Below are 16,606 nucleotides of genomic sequence, written 5' to 3' on the forward strand. Positions count from 1 at the left end.
ATGTGGTTTGTTTTTCTGAATCATAGTGGTGTAATAGTTTTTTGCTTATGAAGATGATAATTTGTGTTCTATGCCTCTTTTTGTGTTCATGTCACAACCATCCAGATACTGACCTAATGGTTTGGGATTACAATGATTTCATTAGTGTGAATGTGAAAATGTCTGATATAGCCGATGAAATGACAATCATTCAGCCCGATTCTATAGACTATAAAGGAGCCAGAATTGTACATGCTTCATCTTTTTTCTTGGCTGGAACGGAACAGGGAATATTGAAGTATGATAATCAGGGACATTTTATAGGCAGGATAGGAGCTATAGGGCAAGGACCGGGTGAATATAGCAAATTTTATACTATGGCTATTAATGAAACTGAGCGGATTATTTATGTTTACCGTATGAATACTTCTGAACTATGGTCTTTTTCTTATGATGGGACTTTCCTTAATAAACATTCTCTTCAACTTCCTAAAGAATGGGCGTGGAGTTTCTATTATTTGAAAGATAAATTCTACTTTTATTATACTGTAGATGCTGATGATGAATCACAATTCTACATGTATGCAATAACGGATACAATAGGGAACTTGTTAGCTTCCAAACGAGACGAGAGTTTACATTTTACTTCGGGTAATTATCCTAGTTTCCCGTCTGCTCATGTGGGAGTTTTTGGTGATACCATGTTGGTTTGGAATCAATATAGCGATACCATCTATCGAGTCTCAGAGAAAAGTGAAAAAGCTTTTGCTGTATGGGGTAAATGGGGTAAACGATTGACTCCTGCTAAGGTGGAAAAGGAAGAATACTATCAAATTATGATACTATATACTATAGTTGAAACTATTGATTATTATTTATGTGTATGGCGTCCTTTTGATATAATGAAGATTCGATGGAATTATTGTTTTTATGATAAAGCGTCCGGGAAATTATTTAATTCGGAAGGACTCGTTGATGATTTATGGGGTCTTCCTTCTTTTATTCCTGATAACTATTATGTAATGGAGGGTCGTGAATATTTGGAATGTGGCTATCCAACTTATAAACTGCTGGACGCCTGGTTAGCTTCTGATGACCCCAAAATACGGAAGCAAGCTGAAAGTATAGATGAAGAGGGCAATAATGTATTGATACGGATTCGATTGAAGAAATAATAGTCTTGAAATGTTTCTATTTTGAAGTTTAGAGCAATCTAAGTATATGAGCTAACAGTATATTGCTTATGAAAACTTTTATAAAATATGGTGGAATAAGAATGCAGTTCCTTATTATTCTATTTTTTATCCGGGAGTTGTTCTGATTAATAATTATACTTCTGTAGATGATAGTACAATGATCTATTGGGATAATCTTAATGATACTATTTTCTATGTAAGCCCTTCTTGCGAAAGAGCTGCTTATTTATTTGATAAAGGGAATTTTCGCTTGCAGGAAACAGATGATCTCTCTTCACTTCCGGAAGAACGTATTCGATGCTTGAGAATAATTGATACCAAAAACTTTCTGTTGTTAGATTGGAGTTCTGAAAATAGAAGTAAGGGAGCATATTACAATTTGTATGATAAGAATGCGGACATTACGTATAAACTTAGGGATGACATAGTGTATGATAAGCGCGGAGATTTATCTATGCGCTATCTGAGGATGTCATATGTCAAGCTAAAAGGACGTGAATATATTATGACACAGACAAAAGCATATAAAGTAGAGAATATTCCCAGTGCTCTTCATTGGAAATTGGATGCGGATGATTTAGAAGGTAATCCTGTGTTGGCATTAGTACGTTTAAAAGATGAATAGAAATATCCCTAAATGCATTAATGAAAAAATGCTTGTTATTTCTTAATTTACTAACAGATATGAGATTATTTTTTATCCTTTTAGTAGCTTGTATATTATTTTGTTCTGAAGTTGTAGGGAGTAAAGTGAAGAACTTGTCCGGTTGAGGTTCTTCTTTTTATCTTTGTTATGGAGGTAATATTTTGATTTACAGTGTTATGTCTGATTTCCTTTTTGTCCGGTATCTTTTCTTGTTTAAGTGTAGCATCCTGCCTACCTTTGTTACATTCCAAGTTGAGATGTTGGCTGCATTCCAACTTTGACGCTGATACCGTATAGTATTAATCGTAACGGAGTAGCTGGCTGTTGTGATGGATAAGCGGAGGTTTCCTTTATTGTTTTACTTAGAATTAAATGCTTATGAAAAAGATTTTGAATGTCTCGGAAATGAAGCAGGTACGTGGAGGGGCATCTCCTTCAAGTATGTGCGGTGAAGGTGAACAACTGTACACTTGTACCAGTTCTTGGATGGGTGGAGGAAGTACTTCAGGTTCTGTTTGTGCCAAAAGTGCAAGAGGGGCTAAAGAAGCAGTTGACAGAATTCGTATAAGTCAAGAAGTAAGTAGTGATGAAGTTGCTATTGTTTGCTACTAATTTTAATAATTGAGGATGTGTCAAAAGTTACTTTGTGCATTCCTGGCAAATAACCATTGGCCCGTACATAGCGCAGTACTTTTGACACAGCTTCATTATATATATCCTGTATGATAAAAATAGTTATAACTTCTCTTTTGTTTTTTTTATATTCTTGTCATAATCAATCTGATGGGGGGATTATGGTTTGGGATTACAATGACTTCATTAGTAAGAGTCTGAAAATGTCTGATATAGCCGATGAAATGACAATTATTCAGCCTGATTCTATTGATTATAAGGGGGCTGGAGTTGTTCATGCTTCATCTTTTTTTTTGGCTGGGACGGAACAAGGAGTGCTGAGATATGATAATGAAGGACATTTTATGAATAGGATAGGCTCTATAGGACAAGGGCCCGGTGAATACAGGAAGTTTTATGAGATGGCTATAAATGAGACTGATCAGGTGGTTTATGTTTACAGTATCGATACATCTAAACTATTGTCATATTCTTATGGTGGAACTTTTTTAAGTGAGCATTCTTTACAGCTTCCTGAGGAGTATATTTGGAAATTTTATTATTTAAAGGGTAGATTTTACTTTTATTATAAGGTATATGCTGGCGAGTCACAACCTTATATTTATGCTATAACAGATACAGTGGGAAATTTACTGTCTTCCAAGCGGGACGAAAGCTTACATTTTGCTCAAGGTAATTATTATGGCTTTTCGTCTACGCACTTAGGTTGTTTAGGCGATACAATGTTGGTTTGGAACCAATATAGTGATACTATATATCGGGTTTCGGAGAAAGGTGAGGAACCCGTTGCTATGTGGGGAAAATGGAATAAACGATTAACTCCTGCCAAAATGGAAGATAATGAATTTAGTCAATGTATGGTGATATATACTGTAGTTGAAACAGTTCATTATTTCTTGTGTATATGGCGGCCTTTTGACTTCAAAGATATTCAGTGGAATTATTGTTTCTATGATAAATCATCCGGGAAACTAGTCAATTCAGAAGGGATTGTCGATGATTTATGGGGACTTCCACTGTTATTCCCTTATTATTATTATAGAGTAGATGGGCGAGAATATTTAGAGGCTGTTTTTCAGCCTCATAAACTGTTAGATGCTTGGTTAGCTTCTGATAATCCCAAAATACGGAAGCAAGCTGAAAGTATAGATGAAGAGGGCAATAATGTATTGATACGGATTCGGCTGAAGAAATAAAACGAGTAAGTTAATTGATATCTGAATATATGAAAACACTTTTATCAAGTTATCTAAGAGAATTACACATCCCCTTTACAAGAAGTTTTGCTGATAAACTTTTTGCAGAGCACCCGCATCGCTATAACTTGTATGGTCTGTCGGATATGTTGTCTGTGTATAAGGTAGAGAATACTGGAGTGCAGGTGGAAGATAAGGACTTGGGGGAATTAACTTTTCCGTTCGTGGCTCATGTTGGTAATGATTTTGTAGTCGTGAGACATTTATCCGGACAGATGATGGAATATATCTGGCGGGGAAAACAAATATCTGTACCTGTAGAAGAATTTAAAAGATTATGGTCGGGTATTGCACTTGTTGCCGAACCGGGAAAGTCATCAGTAGAACCGGAATATAAGAAACATTGGAAAGCGGAACTTTTGAGTTCGATTCAGAAAATAGGCATGATTATGATTTTAGCTGTTTTATTGTTATTGGGATGTTTGCAACATCAGTTGTTTTCTTCAGTGGTAGGTAGTTTATTGTTACTTATTAATCTGGCAGGTGTAGGGGTGACTTATTTATTATTGTTGAAACAGGGGAAAATACAAAGTGAGTATACTGATAAAATCTGTTCTTTATTCAAACAAGGTGATTGTAATAGTGTGCTGGAGTCTGAAGCAGCTAAGTTATGGGGAGTGTTTAGTTGGAGTGAAATAGGACTTGGCTATTTTGTATCAAGTCTTATCATGACAGTATTTTATCCCCAATGGGGACCCTACTTGGTTCTTGTCAATTTATTGTCTTTACCTTACACGGTTTGGAGCGTTTGGTATCAGCATAAGGTGGCTAAACAATGGTGTCCGTTGTGCTTGTCTGTTTTGTTACTGCTTTGGTTGACGGCTATTGTCAATGCTTGTGTGGGATGGCAGTGCCCGACTTTTGAAATACAGGAAGTGCTGTCTGTAGCCATACTTTATTTACTCCCTTTTTTAGCTTTACACTTTCTGACTGAACGTTGGTTTCGTTCGGAACAATTAAAGAGTGTAACGTATGAATTGAATAAGCTGAAAGCATCAGAGAATGTTTTTTTTTCTCAATTAGAACAACAGCCTCGTTATGAGGTTGGTGCTGTCACTTCTCAAATCCTTTGGGGATGTCCGCAAGCAAAGTTGCGTATTACGATCCTGACTAATCCGCATTGTAATCCATGTGCACAGATGCATAAACGTATTGGTACATTGCTGAAAGAAATGGGGGACAAAGTTTGTGTGCAATATATTTTCTCATCTTTCAATAAAGAGCTTGAAAACAGTGCCCGGTTTCTTCTTGCCGTTTATCAGCAGGAAAAACGTGATAAGGCTGAAATGATTTATAATGAATGGTTTGCAGGAAAGAAGTATTTGGGCGAAGCCTATATCACGACGTTCGGTTATGATTTGAGAACTGCGGAAGTCTCTCAAGAATTGGGTAATCATAATGAATGGCGATATAAAAACAAGTTAACGGCAACTCCTACGATTTTAATAAACGGTTACCAGTTGCCGGATAATTATAAGATTGAAGATATGAGGTATTTGGGGGATTTAAATATCAATTGATGAAACATTCATTTCCATACTATCACCAGGCAGATGCGATGGATTGTGGTCCTACTTGTTTGCGTATGATTGCTAAATACTATGGTAAGAGCTATTCATTGCAGACATTGCGGGCGCGTTCGTTCATATCTCGCGAAGGAGTATCGCTTTTGGGTATCAGTGATGCAGGAGAGGCTATTGGCTTTCGTACGGCGGGCGTACATGTTTCATTTGACCAGCTGATTACTGATGTACCTTTGCCTTGTATCCTGCATTGGAATCAGAACCATTTTGTAGTTTGTTATGGTATCAAAAAGAAACGGGGAGAATATTGGTTCCGGATTGCAGATCCCGGAAAACAATTGGTGACTTATAATGAACTGGAATTCAAAAAATGCTGGCTGTCGACAAGGACGGAAGGAGAAGATGTCGGGACTGCATTGATTTTAGAACCCGGACCTGATTTTTATCATCGTGAAGATGAACCGGAAGTTAGAGAAAGAGGATTGCTTTTCTTTCTGAGATACCTCACTCCCTATAAGAAACAACTAATACAACTAATGTTGGGAATGTTGACTGTCAGCCTGTTGCAGCTCATCCTTCCTTTTCTTACACAATCTTTGGTGGATGTCGGTATACGAGACAGTAATCTGAATTTTATACTATTGGTACTGGTGGCCCAAGTCATAATTTCTGTTTCACAACTGTCGGTAGAGTTTATCCGTAGTTGGATATTATTGCATGTCAACACGAGGATTACCATATCATTGATATCTGATTTTCTGGCAAAATTGATGAAACTGCCGTTGCATTTCTTTGATTCGAAAATGGTGGGCGATATTATACAGCGTATTGGTGACCATGAACGTATCAAGACTTTTCTTACGGGATCATCCATTACTACGCTCTTTTCGTTCGTCAACTTTTTCATTTTTGCTTTTGTACTTGCTTATTATAATCTCACGGTATTAGGCATTTTCTTATTAGGCAATACCTTGTACGTTTGTTGGATACTTGTTTTCATGAAGTATCGGCGCGAACTGGATATACGACGCTTTGCACAAGCTGCCGGAGAACAAAGCAGTCTGATACAGATGGTGACTGCCATGCAGGAGATCAAGCTGAACAACTGTGAAACGCAAAAACGCTGGCAATGGGAGCGCATACAGGTGAAATTGTTTAAAATCAGTATAAAGGGGTTGGCATTGGGACAGGTTCAGCAAGTGGGCTCTATTTTCTTTAATCAGACCACGAACATTGTAATCTCATTCATTGCGGCAAAGGCGGTGATAGATGGGCAGATGACTTTGGGGATGATGATGTCTCTTACTTATATTATCGGTCAGTTGAGTTCTCCGGTTTCTTCTTTTATCGGTTTTGCTCAGCAGTTTCAGGATGCGAAGATTAGCTTGGAACGTCTGAATGAGATACATAGCAAAAGGGATCAAGAACAGGATATCTCATCGAAACTGACGGTGTTGCCGAAAAAGGGAGATATTCGGATCGAGAATCTGTCGTTCAGTTATGATGGTGCAGACAGGGATTATGTGCTGGATGATATTTCTCTTCATATTCCCCGACATAGGGTGACAGCTATTGTTGGAGCGAGTGGAAGCGGTAAAACCACTCTGATAAAGTTGATGCTCGGCTTCTATACTCCCAATAAAGGAACTGTCAAAATACAGGACACTCCGTTGGAAAATATCAATCCGCACCTATGGCGTGCCCGAACCGGTTCTGTGATGCAGGATGGTTTCATCTTTTCTGAAACAATTGCCCAGAATATTGCAGTGGGCGAAGAGCAGATTGATATTGAACGCTTGCGGCATGCGGTGACTATTGCAAATATTCGTGATTTTATAGATTCTCTACCGTTAGGATATAATACTAAAATTGGTATGGAAGGAAATGGTATCAGTCAGGGACAACGACAACGCATTTTGATAGCCCGTGCCGTTTATAAGAATCCGGATTATCTGTTTTTTGATGAGGCTACTAATGCCTTGGATGCCAATAATGAACGTGAGATTATGGAACATTTGTACGAATTTTATAAGGGCAAGACGGTCGTGGTGGTGGCTCATCGGTTGAGTACGGTGAGAGATGCGGACAACATAATAGTGCTGGATAGAGGGAAGATTGTGGAAGGGGGAACTCACCGGGAACTAACTGAGCGGAAAGGTTTGTATTATCAGTTGGTGAAAAATCAATTGGAACTGGGTAATTAGAAATTTGTAACTCAATACTGTGGAAGAAGAGAAGAAATACAAGGAGATAGAACTGCGTAGTGAAGAAGTGCAGGAAGTAATGAATCACATTTCACCTTGGGTGGTGAGGTGGGGGATAACGGTGCTGTTTATTATTCTGCTTGTTATATTGGTTGGGTGCTGGGTATTTCGATACCCGGATGTGCTGCAAGCGGAAGTGACTCTGACAACTGAAGAACCTCCGGCCTTTATCCTGGCACGTTCAGCAGGAAAGATTGATACGTTGTATATAAATAATGGTGGCATGGTGCAGGCAGGTGAGCGTTTGGGGGTAATTCAGAATACTTCTGTAACTGAAGATGTACTGTGGCTGACAGATTGTATGAAAGAATGGAAAGAGGCCGGTTATGAACCGGATAAAGGAGCGGACTATTTTATAGGTAAACGTTTGCAGTTAGGGGAACTACAATCGGTGTACGCTTCTTTCATGATTGCTCTTTCAGATTATATCCGTTTTATTGAGCAGGACTATTACACAAAGAAATTGAATGCCGGAAGAAAACAGCTGGGTGGGCAACGTTCTTATCTCAATCTGGTGCAGCGTGAGCATACATTGACTGAAAAAGAAATGAAATTAGCGCAAAGTATGTATGACCGGGATTCCATCCTTTTTGAAGGAGATGCTATGATTGCAGCAGAATTTGAAGAGTCGGGTAGCCGTTATTTGCAGAGTCTGCGTACCAAGGAAACTTCCGGTATGAGTTTGCTGCAAGCTGAAATGCAATTGGAGCAGCAGGAAGAAAATTTATTGGATTTGGGCAAGCAGGCTTATGATGAAGAACAAAACCACAGACTTGAATTGAAGAATGCAGTGGAACAACTTGAAGCTCAATTGAGTTCGTGGGAACAGAGCTATTTGTTCTGTAGCCCGATTTGTGGCAAAGTAACTTTTATGACGGTTTGGAGCCGTAATCAGAATGTAGAATCGGGGGAGACGGTTTTTGTGGTACAACCTTCGAAAGATTCGAAAGTCGTTGGAAAGGCAAAACTTCCTTTGCAGGGTTCAGGAAAGGTACAGATAGGACAGAAGGTACATGTGCGTATGGATAATTATCCTGATCAGGAATTTGGTTATGTAAAGGGAAGGGTGGAAAGTATTTCTCCGGTTCCGACAGAAGACGGAGTATACATTGTGGAAATCACTTTGCCCGATGGTTTGCATACAAACTATGGCAGAACGCTCCCTACAGTACGCGAATTGAAAGGGACAGCAGATATTATATTGGCGGACAGGAATGTATTGGAGAGGTTGTTAGCTCCGTTAAGAAAGATAGTGGAATACGAAGACTAAATAAAACCTCTGTTACTTTCCCTCAACTCCCGAACTTTTTCGTACTTTTGTCCTCTCAATTTGTTATGGATGAAGAGAGTTATTTTATTCATCCGTTTCTAAAATCATAAAAGTATATGTTGACCAAAGTAATAGAACAAGCCAAGATAGACCGCTTTGCCAGATGGATGGGACATGCGGAGAGAATCGTTATTGTAGCCCATGTGGCACCGGATGGTGACGCTATCGGTTCTTCATTAGGGTTATGGCACTTCCTTAATTCACAAGATAAGACGGCCAACGTCATTGTGCCGAATGCTTTTCCCGATTTCCTGAAGTGGATGCCGGGCAGTAAAGATGTATTGCTTTACGACCGCTACAAAGAGTTTGCTGACAAACTAATAGCTGAGGCGGAGATCATTTGCTGCTTGGACTTCAACGCTTTGAGCCGTATAGATGCGATGGCGGACGCTATAAAAACTGCCAAAGGGAAGAAAATATTGATAGACCACCACTTGTATCCCGAAGAATTCTGTGATATTACTATTTCGCATCCCAATATATCGTCCACTTCCGAGCTTATATTCCGTCTGATATGCCGCATGGGCTATTTCAGCGAGATAACCAAACAAGGGGCGGAGTGTATTTATACCGGCATGATGACCGATACAGGTGGTTTCACTTACAACTCCAACAATCGGGAAATCTATTTCATTATCGGAGAGCTGCTATCCAAAGGCATCGACAAGGACGATATTTACCGAAAAGTTTATAATACTTATTCCGAAAGTCGCCTGCGACTGATGGGGTATGTGCTTTCGCAAATGCGGGTGTATCCTGATTATCATGCAGCCTTGATATCATTAACCAAGAATGAACAGGGACGTTTCGACTATATCCGCGGTGACAGTGAGGGGTTTGTGAATATTCCTTTGAGCATAAAAGATGTGGTTTTCTCCTGTTTCCTGCGTGAAGATACGGAAAAGCCGATGATTAAAGTTTCGTTGCGTTCGGTGGGTACATTCCCCTGTAATCAACTGGCTGCCGAGTTCTTCAATGGAGGTGGACATCTGAATGCCTCTGGCGGCGAATTTTACGGCACGATAGATGAAGCGAAAAGGGTTTTGGAACGCGCTTTGGAAAAATTCAAGCCTCTGCTGAATGCGAAAGGATAAAAAAAGTGAGGCACAAAGGTTAAAAGATACGAAGTTTCCACGCAGAGCTTTCAACTTTCAACGAAATCGAATACTTTTGTACGGAATTACTAAATAACAGATAATGAAGAAACTTACATTGTTTTTTTTAGCTTTGTTGGCATGTGGCTTGGCTTTTCAGGCTTGCGATAATACCAAGACCTATGCAGAAATGCTGGAGGATGAGAAAGATGCCATTAAAGCGTTTATCAGAGACAGTAGTATAACTGTTATATCTCAGACTGAATTTTATAGAAACGACTCGACTACGGATTTATCCAAGAATGAATATGTGCAGCTCGCCAGTGGTGTGTATATGCAGATAGTGGATAAGGGGTCTACCAATCCTGCCGATACCGTGAAACCTAATGACCAGATTTTGGTTCGTTTTATGGAATTTAGCCTTATGAATAACGTGGTAACCATGTCCAATCTGGATTATGCAGAAGTAGTGGATGAATTCAATTATAGAGTAACAAGTTCTTCTATTGCCGGTCAATTTACACAAGGATTTATGCTTTACTACGGTACTTCTGTACCTGCTGGCTGGTTAGTACCATTGGCCTACGTGCGTGATGGCGCACATGTTAAACTGATTGTTCCTTCCAAAATGGGGCATAATTCGGCAATGCAAAATGTATATCCTTATTACTACGATATCCGTAAATATCAAATCTATAGATGATATAGTGTAACCAACAATCTCTTAATTTATTTACCTAAATGACTCTAATCAAATCTATCTCTGGAATCCGCGGAACGATTGGCGGAGGAGCGGGTGAAGGATTGAATCCGCTTGACATTGTGAAATTCACATCAGCGTATGCAGCACTTATCCGCAAAACGTGCACAGTAAAAAGCAACAAAATTGTAGTAGGACGCGACGCCCGCATTTCGGGTGAAATGGTAAAGAATGTAGTGGTAGGTACCTTGATGGGGATGGGCTGGGATGTTATTGACATCGATCTGGCTTCCACACCGACTACTGAACTGGCTGTGACTATGGAGGGCGCCAGTGGCGGTATCATCCTGACCGCTTCGCACAATCCCAAACAATGGAACGCTCTGAAATTGCTGAATGAACACGGCGAATTTCTGAATGCTGCCGAAGGTAACGAAGTACTTCGCATTGCCGAGGCTGAAGAATTTGACTATGCTGAAGTAGATCAATTGGGCTCTTATCGCATGGACTTAACTTACAATCAGAAACACATAGACAGTGTGCTGGCGCTTGATCTGGTGGACGTAGAAGCTATCAAAAAGGCAAACTTCCGTGTAGCTATCGACTGTGTGAATTCTGTAGGCGGCATCATTCTGCCGGAATTACTGGAACAACTTGGTGTGCAACATGTGGAAAAACTCTACTGCGAACCGACAGGGGACTTCCAGCATAATCCCGAACCGTTGGAAAAGAATCTGGGTGACATCATGAACCTGATGAAAGGTGGCAAGGCTGATGTAGCTTTTGTGGTTGACCCGGATGTGGATCGTCTGGCAATGATTTGCGAAGATGGAAAAATGTACGGTGAGGAATATACGTTAGTAAGCGTTGCCGACTATGTGCTGAAACATACACCAGGTAACACTGTTTCTAACCTAAGCTCTACACGTGCATTGCGCGATGTAACCCGCAAATATGGTAAGGAATATTTTGCTTCTGCCGTAGGCGAGGTGAATGTAACCACCAAGATGAAGGAAGTAGGTGCCGTTATCGGCGGTGAAGGCAATGGCGGAGTGATTTATCCGGCAAGCCACTACGGACGTGACGCGTTGGTAGGTATTGCTCTATTCCTGAGCCATCTGGCACATGAGGGAAAGAAAGTAAGCGAGCTTCGTGCAACTTATCCGCCTTACTTTATGGCAAAGAATCGTGTGGACCTGACTCCCGAAACTGACGTTGATGCTATTCTTGCGAAAGTGAAAGAGCTTTATAAGAATGAAGAAATCAATGATATTGATGGTGTAAAGATTGATTTTGCAGACAAGTGGGTACATTTGCGCAAAAGCAATACCGAGCCGATTATTCGTGTATATAGCGAGGCTTCTACACCGGAAGCGGCTGAAGAAATCGGTCAGAAGATAATGAAGGTGATCGAAGATTTGGCGAAATAAGTCAATACTCAATAAGAACAAGAAAGGCGGCATTCTGGTAAAAGGATGCCGCCTCTTTTTGTATAAGGTTCCATATCGTTATGCGTCCAGTGGTATAATTCTTCCGATTTCTCCTTCAAAGTTCGGAGTAAATACGCCTTTGCCTATATTCTCTTTAATTTCTTCTACCGTCCAGAAGCGTCCGTCGTCCAGTTCGTCGCTGGGATGTATTTCACCGTCGTATACGGTTTTGTGTACAAAAACGAGTTCTTTCTCACGGGCAGACTCAAAGACATAATGAGTGATGGTTTCGGGTGTAAAGTCGGTGATGCCCAGCTCTTCGCGCACTTCGCGCTTCAATGCCATTTCTACACTTTCTCCCAAATCGACATGTCCGCCTACGGAAGTATCCCATTTGCCCGGTTGGATGTCTTTCCATTCGGGACGCTTCTGCAGATAAAGTTCGCCTTTGGAATTGAAAACGTGCAGGTGTATCACGGGATGAAGCAACTTGCTGCCGCTATGACACTCGCCGCGAGTGGCGGCACCTGTTATATTTCCTTGTTCATCAACAAGGGGAAACATTTCCTGGTTGTTATCGCTGTTCATAAATCATATGGTATTAATAATGATGAGTCTCCATAACTCAGAAAACGGAAATCGTGGCTTAACGCAAAGTCATATATCTTTCGCCAGTTGCCTTTTACGAAGGCTGAGACGAGCAGCAGCAATGTGCTTTGCGGCTGGTGGAAATTGGTGACCATGGCGCAGACAATCTTATAATCATATCCCGGGGCAATGATGATTTGCGTGCTGGTATGTAAAGCTTCCATATTATGGCGGTTCAGATAATCGAGAATGGCTTGCAATGCTTTTGTAGAAGTGATATTTGCAGTCTCTTCTGCTGTTTCGTAAGGCTGCCACTGCTGAACGTGTAGTTCCTCCTCTGTTGCATCCGGATTTTTCAGGAGAGTAACACCGATATGGTAGAGGCTTTCCAGTGTTCTTACTGATGTAGTGCCTACGGCAATGGCTTTTCCGTCATGGGTAATCAACTTCTCAATCGTCCCGTGCGAAACGGATATATATTCCGTATGCATTTCGTGCCCTTCTATTTCTTCACTCTTTACGGGCTTGAAAGTTCCTGCACCCACATGCAATGTTAGTTCTTCCAACTCAACTCCCTTTTTTCTCAAAGCATCCAGCACGTGGGGGGTAAAATGCAGTCCGGCGGTAGGTGCAGCTACTGAACCTTTTATCTTGGAATAAACAGTCTGATAAGTTTCCTTGTCGCTCTCCTGCGTCTCCCGGTTCAGATAGGGTGGGATGGGAAGTTCACCGAATACTTCGAGAATGTCAGCAAAGGTAATCTCCGGATTGTTCCAGTGGAAATCAATCCAGTGACTGGTACCATGACATTCACCTCGGGTAGCTGTTAGGGTAATGGGTTGATTCTTTACAACCATCTCCCGTTTCAGAGTCCCTTCTTTCCATTTCTTCAGATTGCCAATCATGCAAAGCCAGGCAGCATGTTCTGTTTGCTGGAAATTGAGTACATAATCATTCGGTTCAATGGGTTCCAGACAGAACACTTCAATCAGAGCGCCTGTCTCCTTGCGGAAGTGCAGGCGTGCTTGAATTACTTTCGTATTATTGAATATCATCAGGCTTCCCGCCGGCAGATAAAAAGGAAGTGAGGTGAAAATGTCTTCGGATACTTCACCGTGACGATAGACCAAAAGTTTGGATTGATCGCGCACAGTCAAGGGGAATTTAGCGATGCGTTCGTCCGGTAACGGATAGTTGAACTCGCTGATACGGATATGTTTCGGATCTTCTTTCATGATAAACTTCTTTACGGGCTGTAAAGGTACGGATATTTATCGTCTTTTTTCTATCTTTTTTTGTTGAGTTACCGTATCTTTGTAGGGCGATTGTTCGTTTAAGTAGCCTCAATCGTAAATCATAAATAGTTAAATCGTAAATGATATGATGAAAATAGGTGATAAAGTACGTTTTCTCAATGAAATTGGGGGCGGTGTAGTGACAGGTTTCAGAGGAAAAGATATTGTATTGATAGAGGATGCTGACGGGTTTGATATTCCGATGCCTATGCGTGAGTGTGTAGTGATTGATACGGATGATTATAATATGACAAGGTCCGTGCCGAAAGCTGCTCCGAAGAAAGTAGAAGAGAAACCAGTCCGGTCTTCTATATCTCATTCTGCTCAGGAGGAAACGGAGCGCTTGTCTAAACCGCAGGCTTCTGTCTATCGCCAGCCGGAAACTCGTGGCGGGGATATCCTGGATGTTTTTCTGGCTTTCGTTCCGGAAGATATTAAAGCGGTTAGTACTACTCCTTTTGAGTCATATCTGGTGAATGATAGCAATTACTATCTGTATTATACTTATCTCTGCGCTGAGGGAAAGGCATGGAGTGTCCGTTCTCATGGAATGGTAGAACCAAACACTAAATTTTTGCTGGAAGAGTTTGAGAAAGCAGAATTGAATGACCGGGAACATGTAGCTGTGCAGTTCATTGCTTTTAAGGATAGCCGGTCTTTTGTTTTGAAACCGGCTGTCAGTGTAGAGTTTCGCATTGATACGGTGAAGTTTTATAAGCTGCATACGTTTCAGGAATCAGAGTTCTTTGAAACTCCCGCATTGATTTATGACATAGTGAAGGATGATATTCCTACCAAACAAGTGTATGTTTCCGCTGAGGAACTGCAGTCTGCTTTGCTCCAGAAAACACTGGTGGATAAGCCAAAATCCCAGCCCATTGTGAAGCGTGGCGGACAGAGTGGTATCATCGAAATAGACCTCCATATAGCTGAACTGCTGGATGATACTCATGGGATGAGTAACAGTGAGATATTGAATTATCAGTTGGATAAGTTCCGCGAAGTGCTGGAACAGTATAAGAATAAGCGTGAACAGCGCATTGTCTTCATTCATGGTAAAGGTGACGGTGTGCTTCGCAAGGCGCTGCTTGATGAATTGAAACGTAAGTATTCGGCTTTCCGGCATCAGGATGCTTCTTTCCAGGAATATGGTTTCGGGGCGACGATGGTGACAGTGAAATAAGTTACGAGTTACAAAAAGCTACGAGCTACGAGTATCTTGCGCATAATAGTGCAGCAACTCGTAGCTCGTAGCTTTTTGTAACTTGTAGCTTTTGCAGTTTAATCAGAACTTTTCTTTCCTAAAGGAATAGAAAGTCCGATGAAAGCATTCACATGTTTGGAATTGTTTCCGAAATACATGTAGTCGGTTCCCAACATTAAAGGACCTACTTTGAAGGCGATACCGAATGTCTCGCCACCTTGTATCATGGAGTAACTTAATGAAGCATTAATTAAGGTGTTTGGACGATAATTGGCTGAGAGAGTCAATTCGGAGTATGTTTTTAATTGTCCGAAACGGGTGGTTGACAATAAGCCTAAGCCCAATTTGTTATCCAGCAATCCGTATTCTCCCCCTAAAACCATAGTCGGTGATAAAGAAGTGGTGCGAGACTTGTTTTCTTTCTTCTGCAAACCGTATAATTCAAAATCCAGCACTTCGGATGAATCACCGTAATTGTCTTTATTAATAATCGTATTTTTGTTTGATTCGGCTATCTGAGTGCTCGATTTGCCCCAGGAGATAAATCCTAAATCAAGAATTGCGGCAGAGAAGGTGAGGTTCTTCATTACCTGATAACTTGCTCCCAAATCGAAGCCTGCTCCGTAACCGCTGATGCCGAAGTTGTTGTTGTCCAGATCGGTGATGTATCCATTTTCTTCTTCTAAATCCAGTCCTTTGGCAGAGGCTTCCAGATATGCATCCGCTTTCAATTGCAATTCAGAGTCTATTCCTGCTTCTTTTGCGGATATATAGAGTTGGTTGATCTTTAGGTTTATATTTCCGGCACCTAATAAAAGTTTAGCTTTACCACCTATGGTCAGGCGTTCGTTGATGGCACGTGAATAGCCTGCTCCGACTTCTATATAAGAATTTAGACGCAGTTTCTCATTTTGGATATTGAAAGCTTGTTGACCTTCCCAATTAAAGTTTTCCACATCTACCGCCCGCAGATACTCGAACATGGTTTTGGGGATTGTGGCATCTACATCTACGCGAGCTCCGACGTTGAACGACCAAAAGCTTTTTCCTTTATAGAATCCGAAAGAGATAACATCAGTGTTGAGACTGATATTCAACTCATTCATGCCTTTCAAGCGGTTGTAGAACTTGTCATTGTTATAAAATTCTCCGTCGGAATCAAAAATGTCAATGACGTCTTGGATGCCCAGAGAATTGGATGATACCTCGGCAGTCAATGAACCTATAACAGGCAGATTGACATAGCCACGCTTCGGTTGCGATGCCGGGTTTAGTTGCATACGGGTACTGCTACCTTCCATGAAATAGGATGAACGTAAGTACTGTGCTTGCATAGCTGTAGGCACAAATAGGGAAATGCAAAATCCCAGAAGTAAAAGCTTTCTCATTGTGTCTCGTTATTTGTGGGTTATTGTTAATGAATACTTAGAATTGTTTATGCAAAGTTAAAACTCTTATTTGTGATATG

Annotated in this window: 14 protein-coding genes; 11 read left to right on the top strand and 3 right to left on the bottom strand. The window is 40.8% G+C overall.

What is annotated here, in order from left to right:
* The first annotated feature begins 47 nt into the window (after positions 1 to 47).
* From HMPREF9447_RS14655 to glmM, 10 genes are all read left to right on the top strand, one after another.
* Positions 48 to 1,154, top strand: a complete 1,107-nt coding sequence (locus HMPREF9447_RS14655; protein WP_009130519.1) for a 6-bladed beta-propeller — start codon at positions 48 to 50, stop codon at positions 1,152 to 1,154.
* 178 nt (positions 1,155 to 1,332) lie between these two features.
* The gene (locus HMPREF9447_RS14660) at positions 1,333 to 1,800 is read left to right on the top strand and encodes a hypothetical protein (RefSeq protein ID WP_009130520.1); all 468 of its coding nucleotides are present in this window, start codon (positions 1,333 to 1,335) and stop codon (positions 1,798 to 1,800) included.
* Between the two features lie 399 nt (positions 1,801 to 2,199).
* Entirely contained in the window at positions 2,200 to 2,433 is a 234-nt protein-coding gene (locus HMPREF9447_RS14665) for a hypothetical protein (protein ID WP_009130521.1), read from the top strand.
* 110 nt (positions 2,434 to 2,543) lie between these two features.
* A complete protein-coding gene (locus tag HMPREF9447_RS14670) occupies positions 2,544 to 3,650 on the top strand; it encodes a 6-bladed beta-propeller (protein ID WP_044138207.1) in 1,107 nt (368 codons plus the stop codon).
* A 29-nt stretch (positions 3,651 to 3,679) separates the two neighbouring features.
* On the top strand, positions 3,680 to 5,230 hold the full coding sequence (locus tag HMPREF9447_RS14675) for a vitamin K epoxide reductase family protein (RefSeq protein WP_009130523.1): 1,551 nt from the start codon (positions 3,680 to 3,682) through the stop codon (positions 5,228 to 5,230).
* Entirely contained in the window at positions 5,227 to 7,437 is a 2,211-nt protein-coding gene (locus tag HMPREF9447_RS14680; protein ID WP_085938333.1) for a peptidase domain-containing ABC transporter, read from the top strand. The genes HMPREF9447_RS14675 and HMPREF9447_RS14680 overlap by 4 nt, the downstream gene beginning before the upstream one ends.
* Before the next feature lie 19 nt (positions 7,438 to 7,456).
* A complete protein-coding gene (locus tag HMPREF9447_RS14685) occupies positions 7,457 to 8,767 on the top strand; it encodes an HlyD family secretion protein (protein WP_009130525.1) in 1,311 nt (436 codons plus the stop codon).
* Between the two features lie 116 nt (positions 8,768 to 8,883).
* Entirely contained in the window at positions 8,884 to 9,921 is a 1,038-nt protein-coding gene (locus HMPREF9447_RS14690; protein WP_009130526.1) for a DHH family phosphoesterase, read from the top strand.
* Positions 9,922 to 10,024: 103 nt separating this feature from the next.
* A complete protein-coding gene (locus HMPREF9447_RS14695) occupies positions 10,025 to 10,624 on the top strand; it encodes a DUF4827 domain-containing protein (RefSeq protein WP_009130527.1) in 600 nt (199 codons plus the stop codon).
* 38 nt (positions 10,625 to 10,662) lie between these two features.
* Positions 10,663 to 12,051 (top strand): phosphoglucosamine mutase, encoded by a 1,389-nt coding sequence (gene glmM, locus HMPREF9447_RS14700; protein WP_009130528.1) that lies wholly within the window; start codon positions 10,663 to 10,665, stop codon positions 12,049 to 12,051.
* A gap of 78 nt (positions 12,052 to 12,129) precedes the next feature.
* On the opposite strand, the gene HMPREF9447_RS14705 is transcribed toward glmM, so the two are convergent.
* Both HMPREF9447_RS14705 and HMPREF9447_RS14710 read right to left on the bottom strand, forming a co-directional pair.
* The gene (locus tag HMPREF9447_RS14705) at positions 12,130 to 12,639 is read right to left on the bottom strand and encodes an NUDIX hydrolase (protein WP_009130529.1); all 510 of its coding nucleotides are present in this window, start codon (positions 12,637 to 12,639) and stop codon (positions 12,130 to 12,132) included.
* Positions 12,636 to 13,874: an S-adenosylmethionine:tRNA ribosyltransferase-isomerase gene (locus HMPREF9447_RS14710; RefSeq protein WP_009130530.1), complete on the bottom strand. Its 1,239-nt coding sequence runs from the start codon at positions 13,872 to 13,874 to the stop codon at positions 12,636 to 12,638. The genes HMPREF9447_RS14705 and HMPREF9447_RS14710 overlap by 4 nt, the downstream gene beginning before the upstream one ends.
* Positions 13,875 to 14,022: 148 nt before the next feature.
* Between HMPREF9447_RS14710 and HMPREF9447_RS14715 the strand changes: the two genes are divergently transcribed.
* Entirely contained in the window at positions 14,023 to 15,117 is a 1,095-nt protein-coding gene (locus HMPREF9447_RS14715; RefSeq protein ID WP_044138249.1) for a DUF2027 domain-containing protein, read from the top strand.
* Positions 15,118 to 15,215: 98 nt separating this feature from the next.
* Here HMPREF9447_RS14715 and HMPREF9447_RS14720 read toward each other — a convergent pair whose 3' ends face one another.
* Positions 15,216 to 16,526, bottom strand: a complete 1,311-nt coding sequence (locus HMPREF9447_RS14720) for a DUF5723 family protein (protein WP_009130532.1) — start codon at positions 16,524 to 16,526, stop codon at positions 15,216 to 15,218.
* Positions 16,527 to 16,606: the final 80 nt, after the last annotated feature.

This window comes from Bacteroides oleiciplenus YIT 12058 (assembly GCF_000315485.1).
GTDB classification, from domain to species: domain Bacteria; phylum Bacteroidota; class Bacteroidia; order Bacteroidales; family Bacteroidaceae; genus Bacteroides; species Bacteroides oleiciplenus.

Excerpts from the sequence above, each read along its gene's own strand:
- HMPREF9447_RS14665 (WP_009130521.1), top strand. The coding sequence starts at position 2,200 with ATGAAAAAGATTTTGAATGTCTCGGAAATGAAGCAGGTACGTGGAGGG.
- HMPREF9447_RS14710 (WP_009130530.1), bottom strand. The coding sequence starts at position 13,874 with ATGAAAGAAGATCCGAAACATATCCGTATCAGCGAGTTCAACTATCCG.
- HMPREF9447_RS14690 (WP_009130526.1), top strand. The coding sequence starts at position 8,884 with ATGTTGACCAAAGTAATAGAACAAGCCAAGATAGACCGCTTTGCCAGA.
- glmM (WP_009130528.1), top strand. The coding sequence starts at position 10,663 with ATGACTCTAATCAAATCTATCTCTGGAATCCGCGGAACGATTGGCGGA.
- HMPREF9447_RS14715 (WP_044138249.1), top strand. The coding sequence starts at position 14,023 with ATGAAAATAGGTGATAAAGTACGTTTTCTCAATGAAATTGGGGGCGGT.
- HMPREF9447_RS14705 (WP_009130529.1), bottom strand. The coding sequence starts at position 12,639 with ATGAACAGCGATAACAACCAGGAAATGTTTCCCCTTGTTGATGAACAA.
- HMPREF9447_RS14695 (WP_009130527.1), top strand. The coding sequence starts at position 10,025 with ATGAAGAAACTTACATTGTTTTTTTTAGCTTTGTTGGCATGTGGCTTG.
- HMPREF9447_RS14655 (WP_009130519.1), top strand. The coding sequence starts at position 48 with ATGAAGATGATAATTTGTGTTCTATGCCTCTTTTTGTGTTCATGTCAC.
- HMPREF9447_RS14675 (WP_009130523.1), top strand. The coding sequence starts at position 3,680 with ATGAAAACACTTTTATCAAGTTATCTAAGAGAATTACACATCCCCTTT.
- HMPREF9447_RS14660 (WP_009130520.1), top strand. The coding sequence starts at position 1,333 with ATGATCTATTGGGATAATCTTAATGATACTATTTTCTATGTAAGCCCT.
- HMPREF9447_RS14720 (WP_009130532.1), bottom strand. The coding sequence starts at position 16,526 with ATGAGAAAGCTTTTACTTCTGGGATTTTGCATTTCCCTATTTGTGCCT.
- HMPREF9447_RS14670 (WP_044138207.1), top strand. The coding sequence starts at position 2,544 with ATGATAAAAATAGTTATAACTTCTCTTTTGTTTTTTTTATATTCTTGT.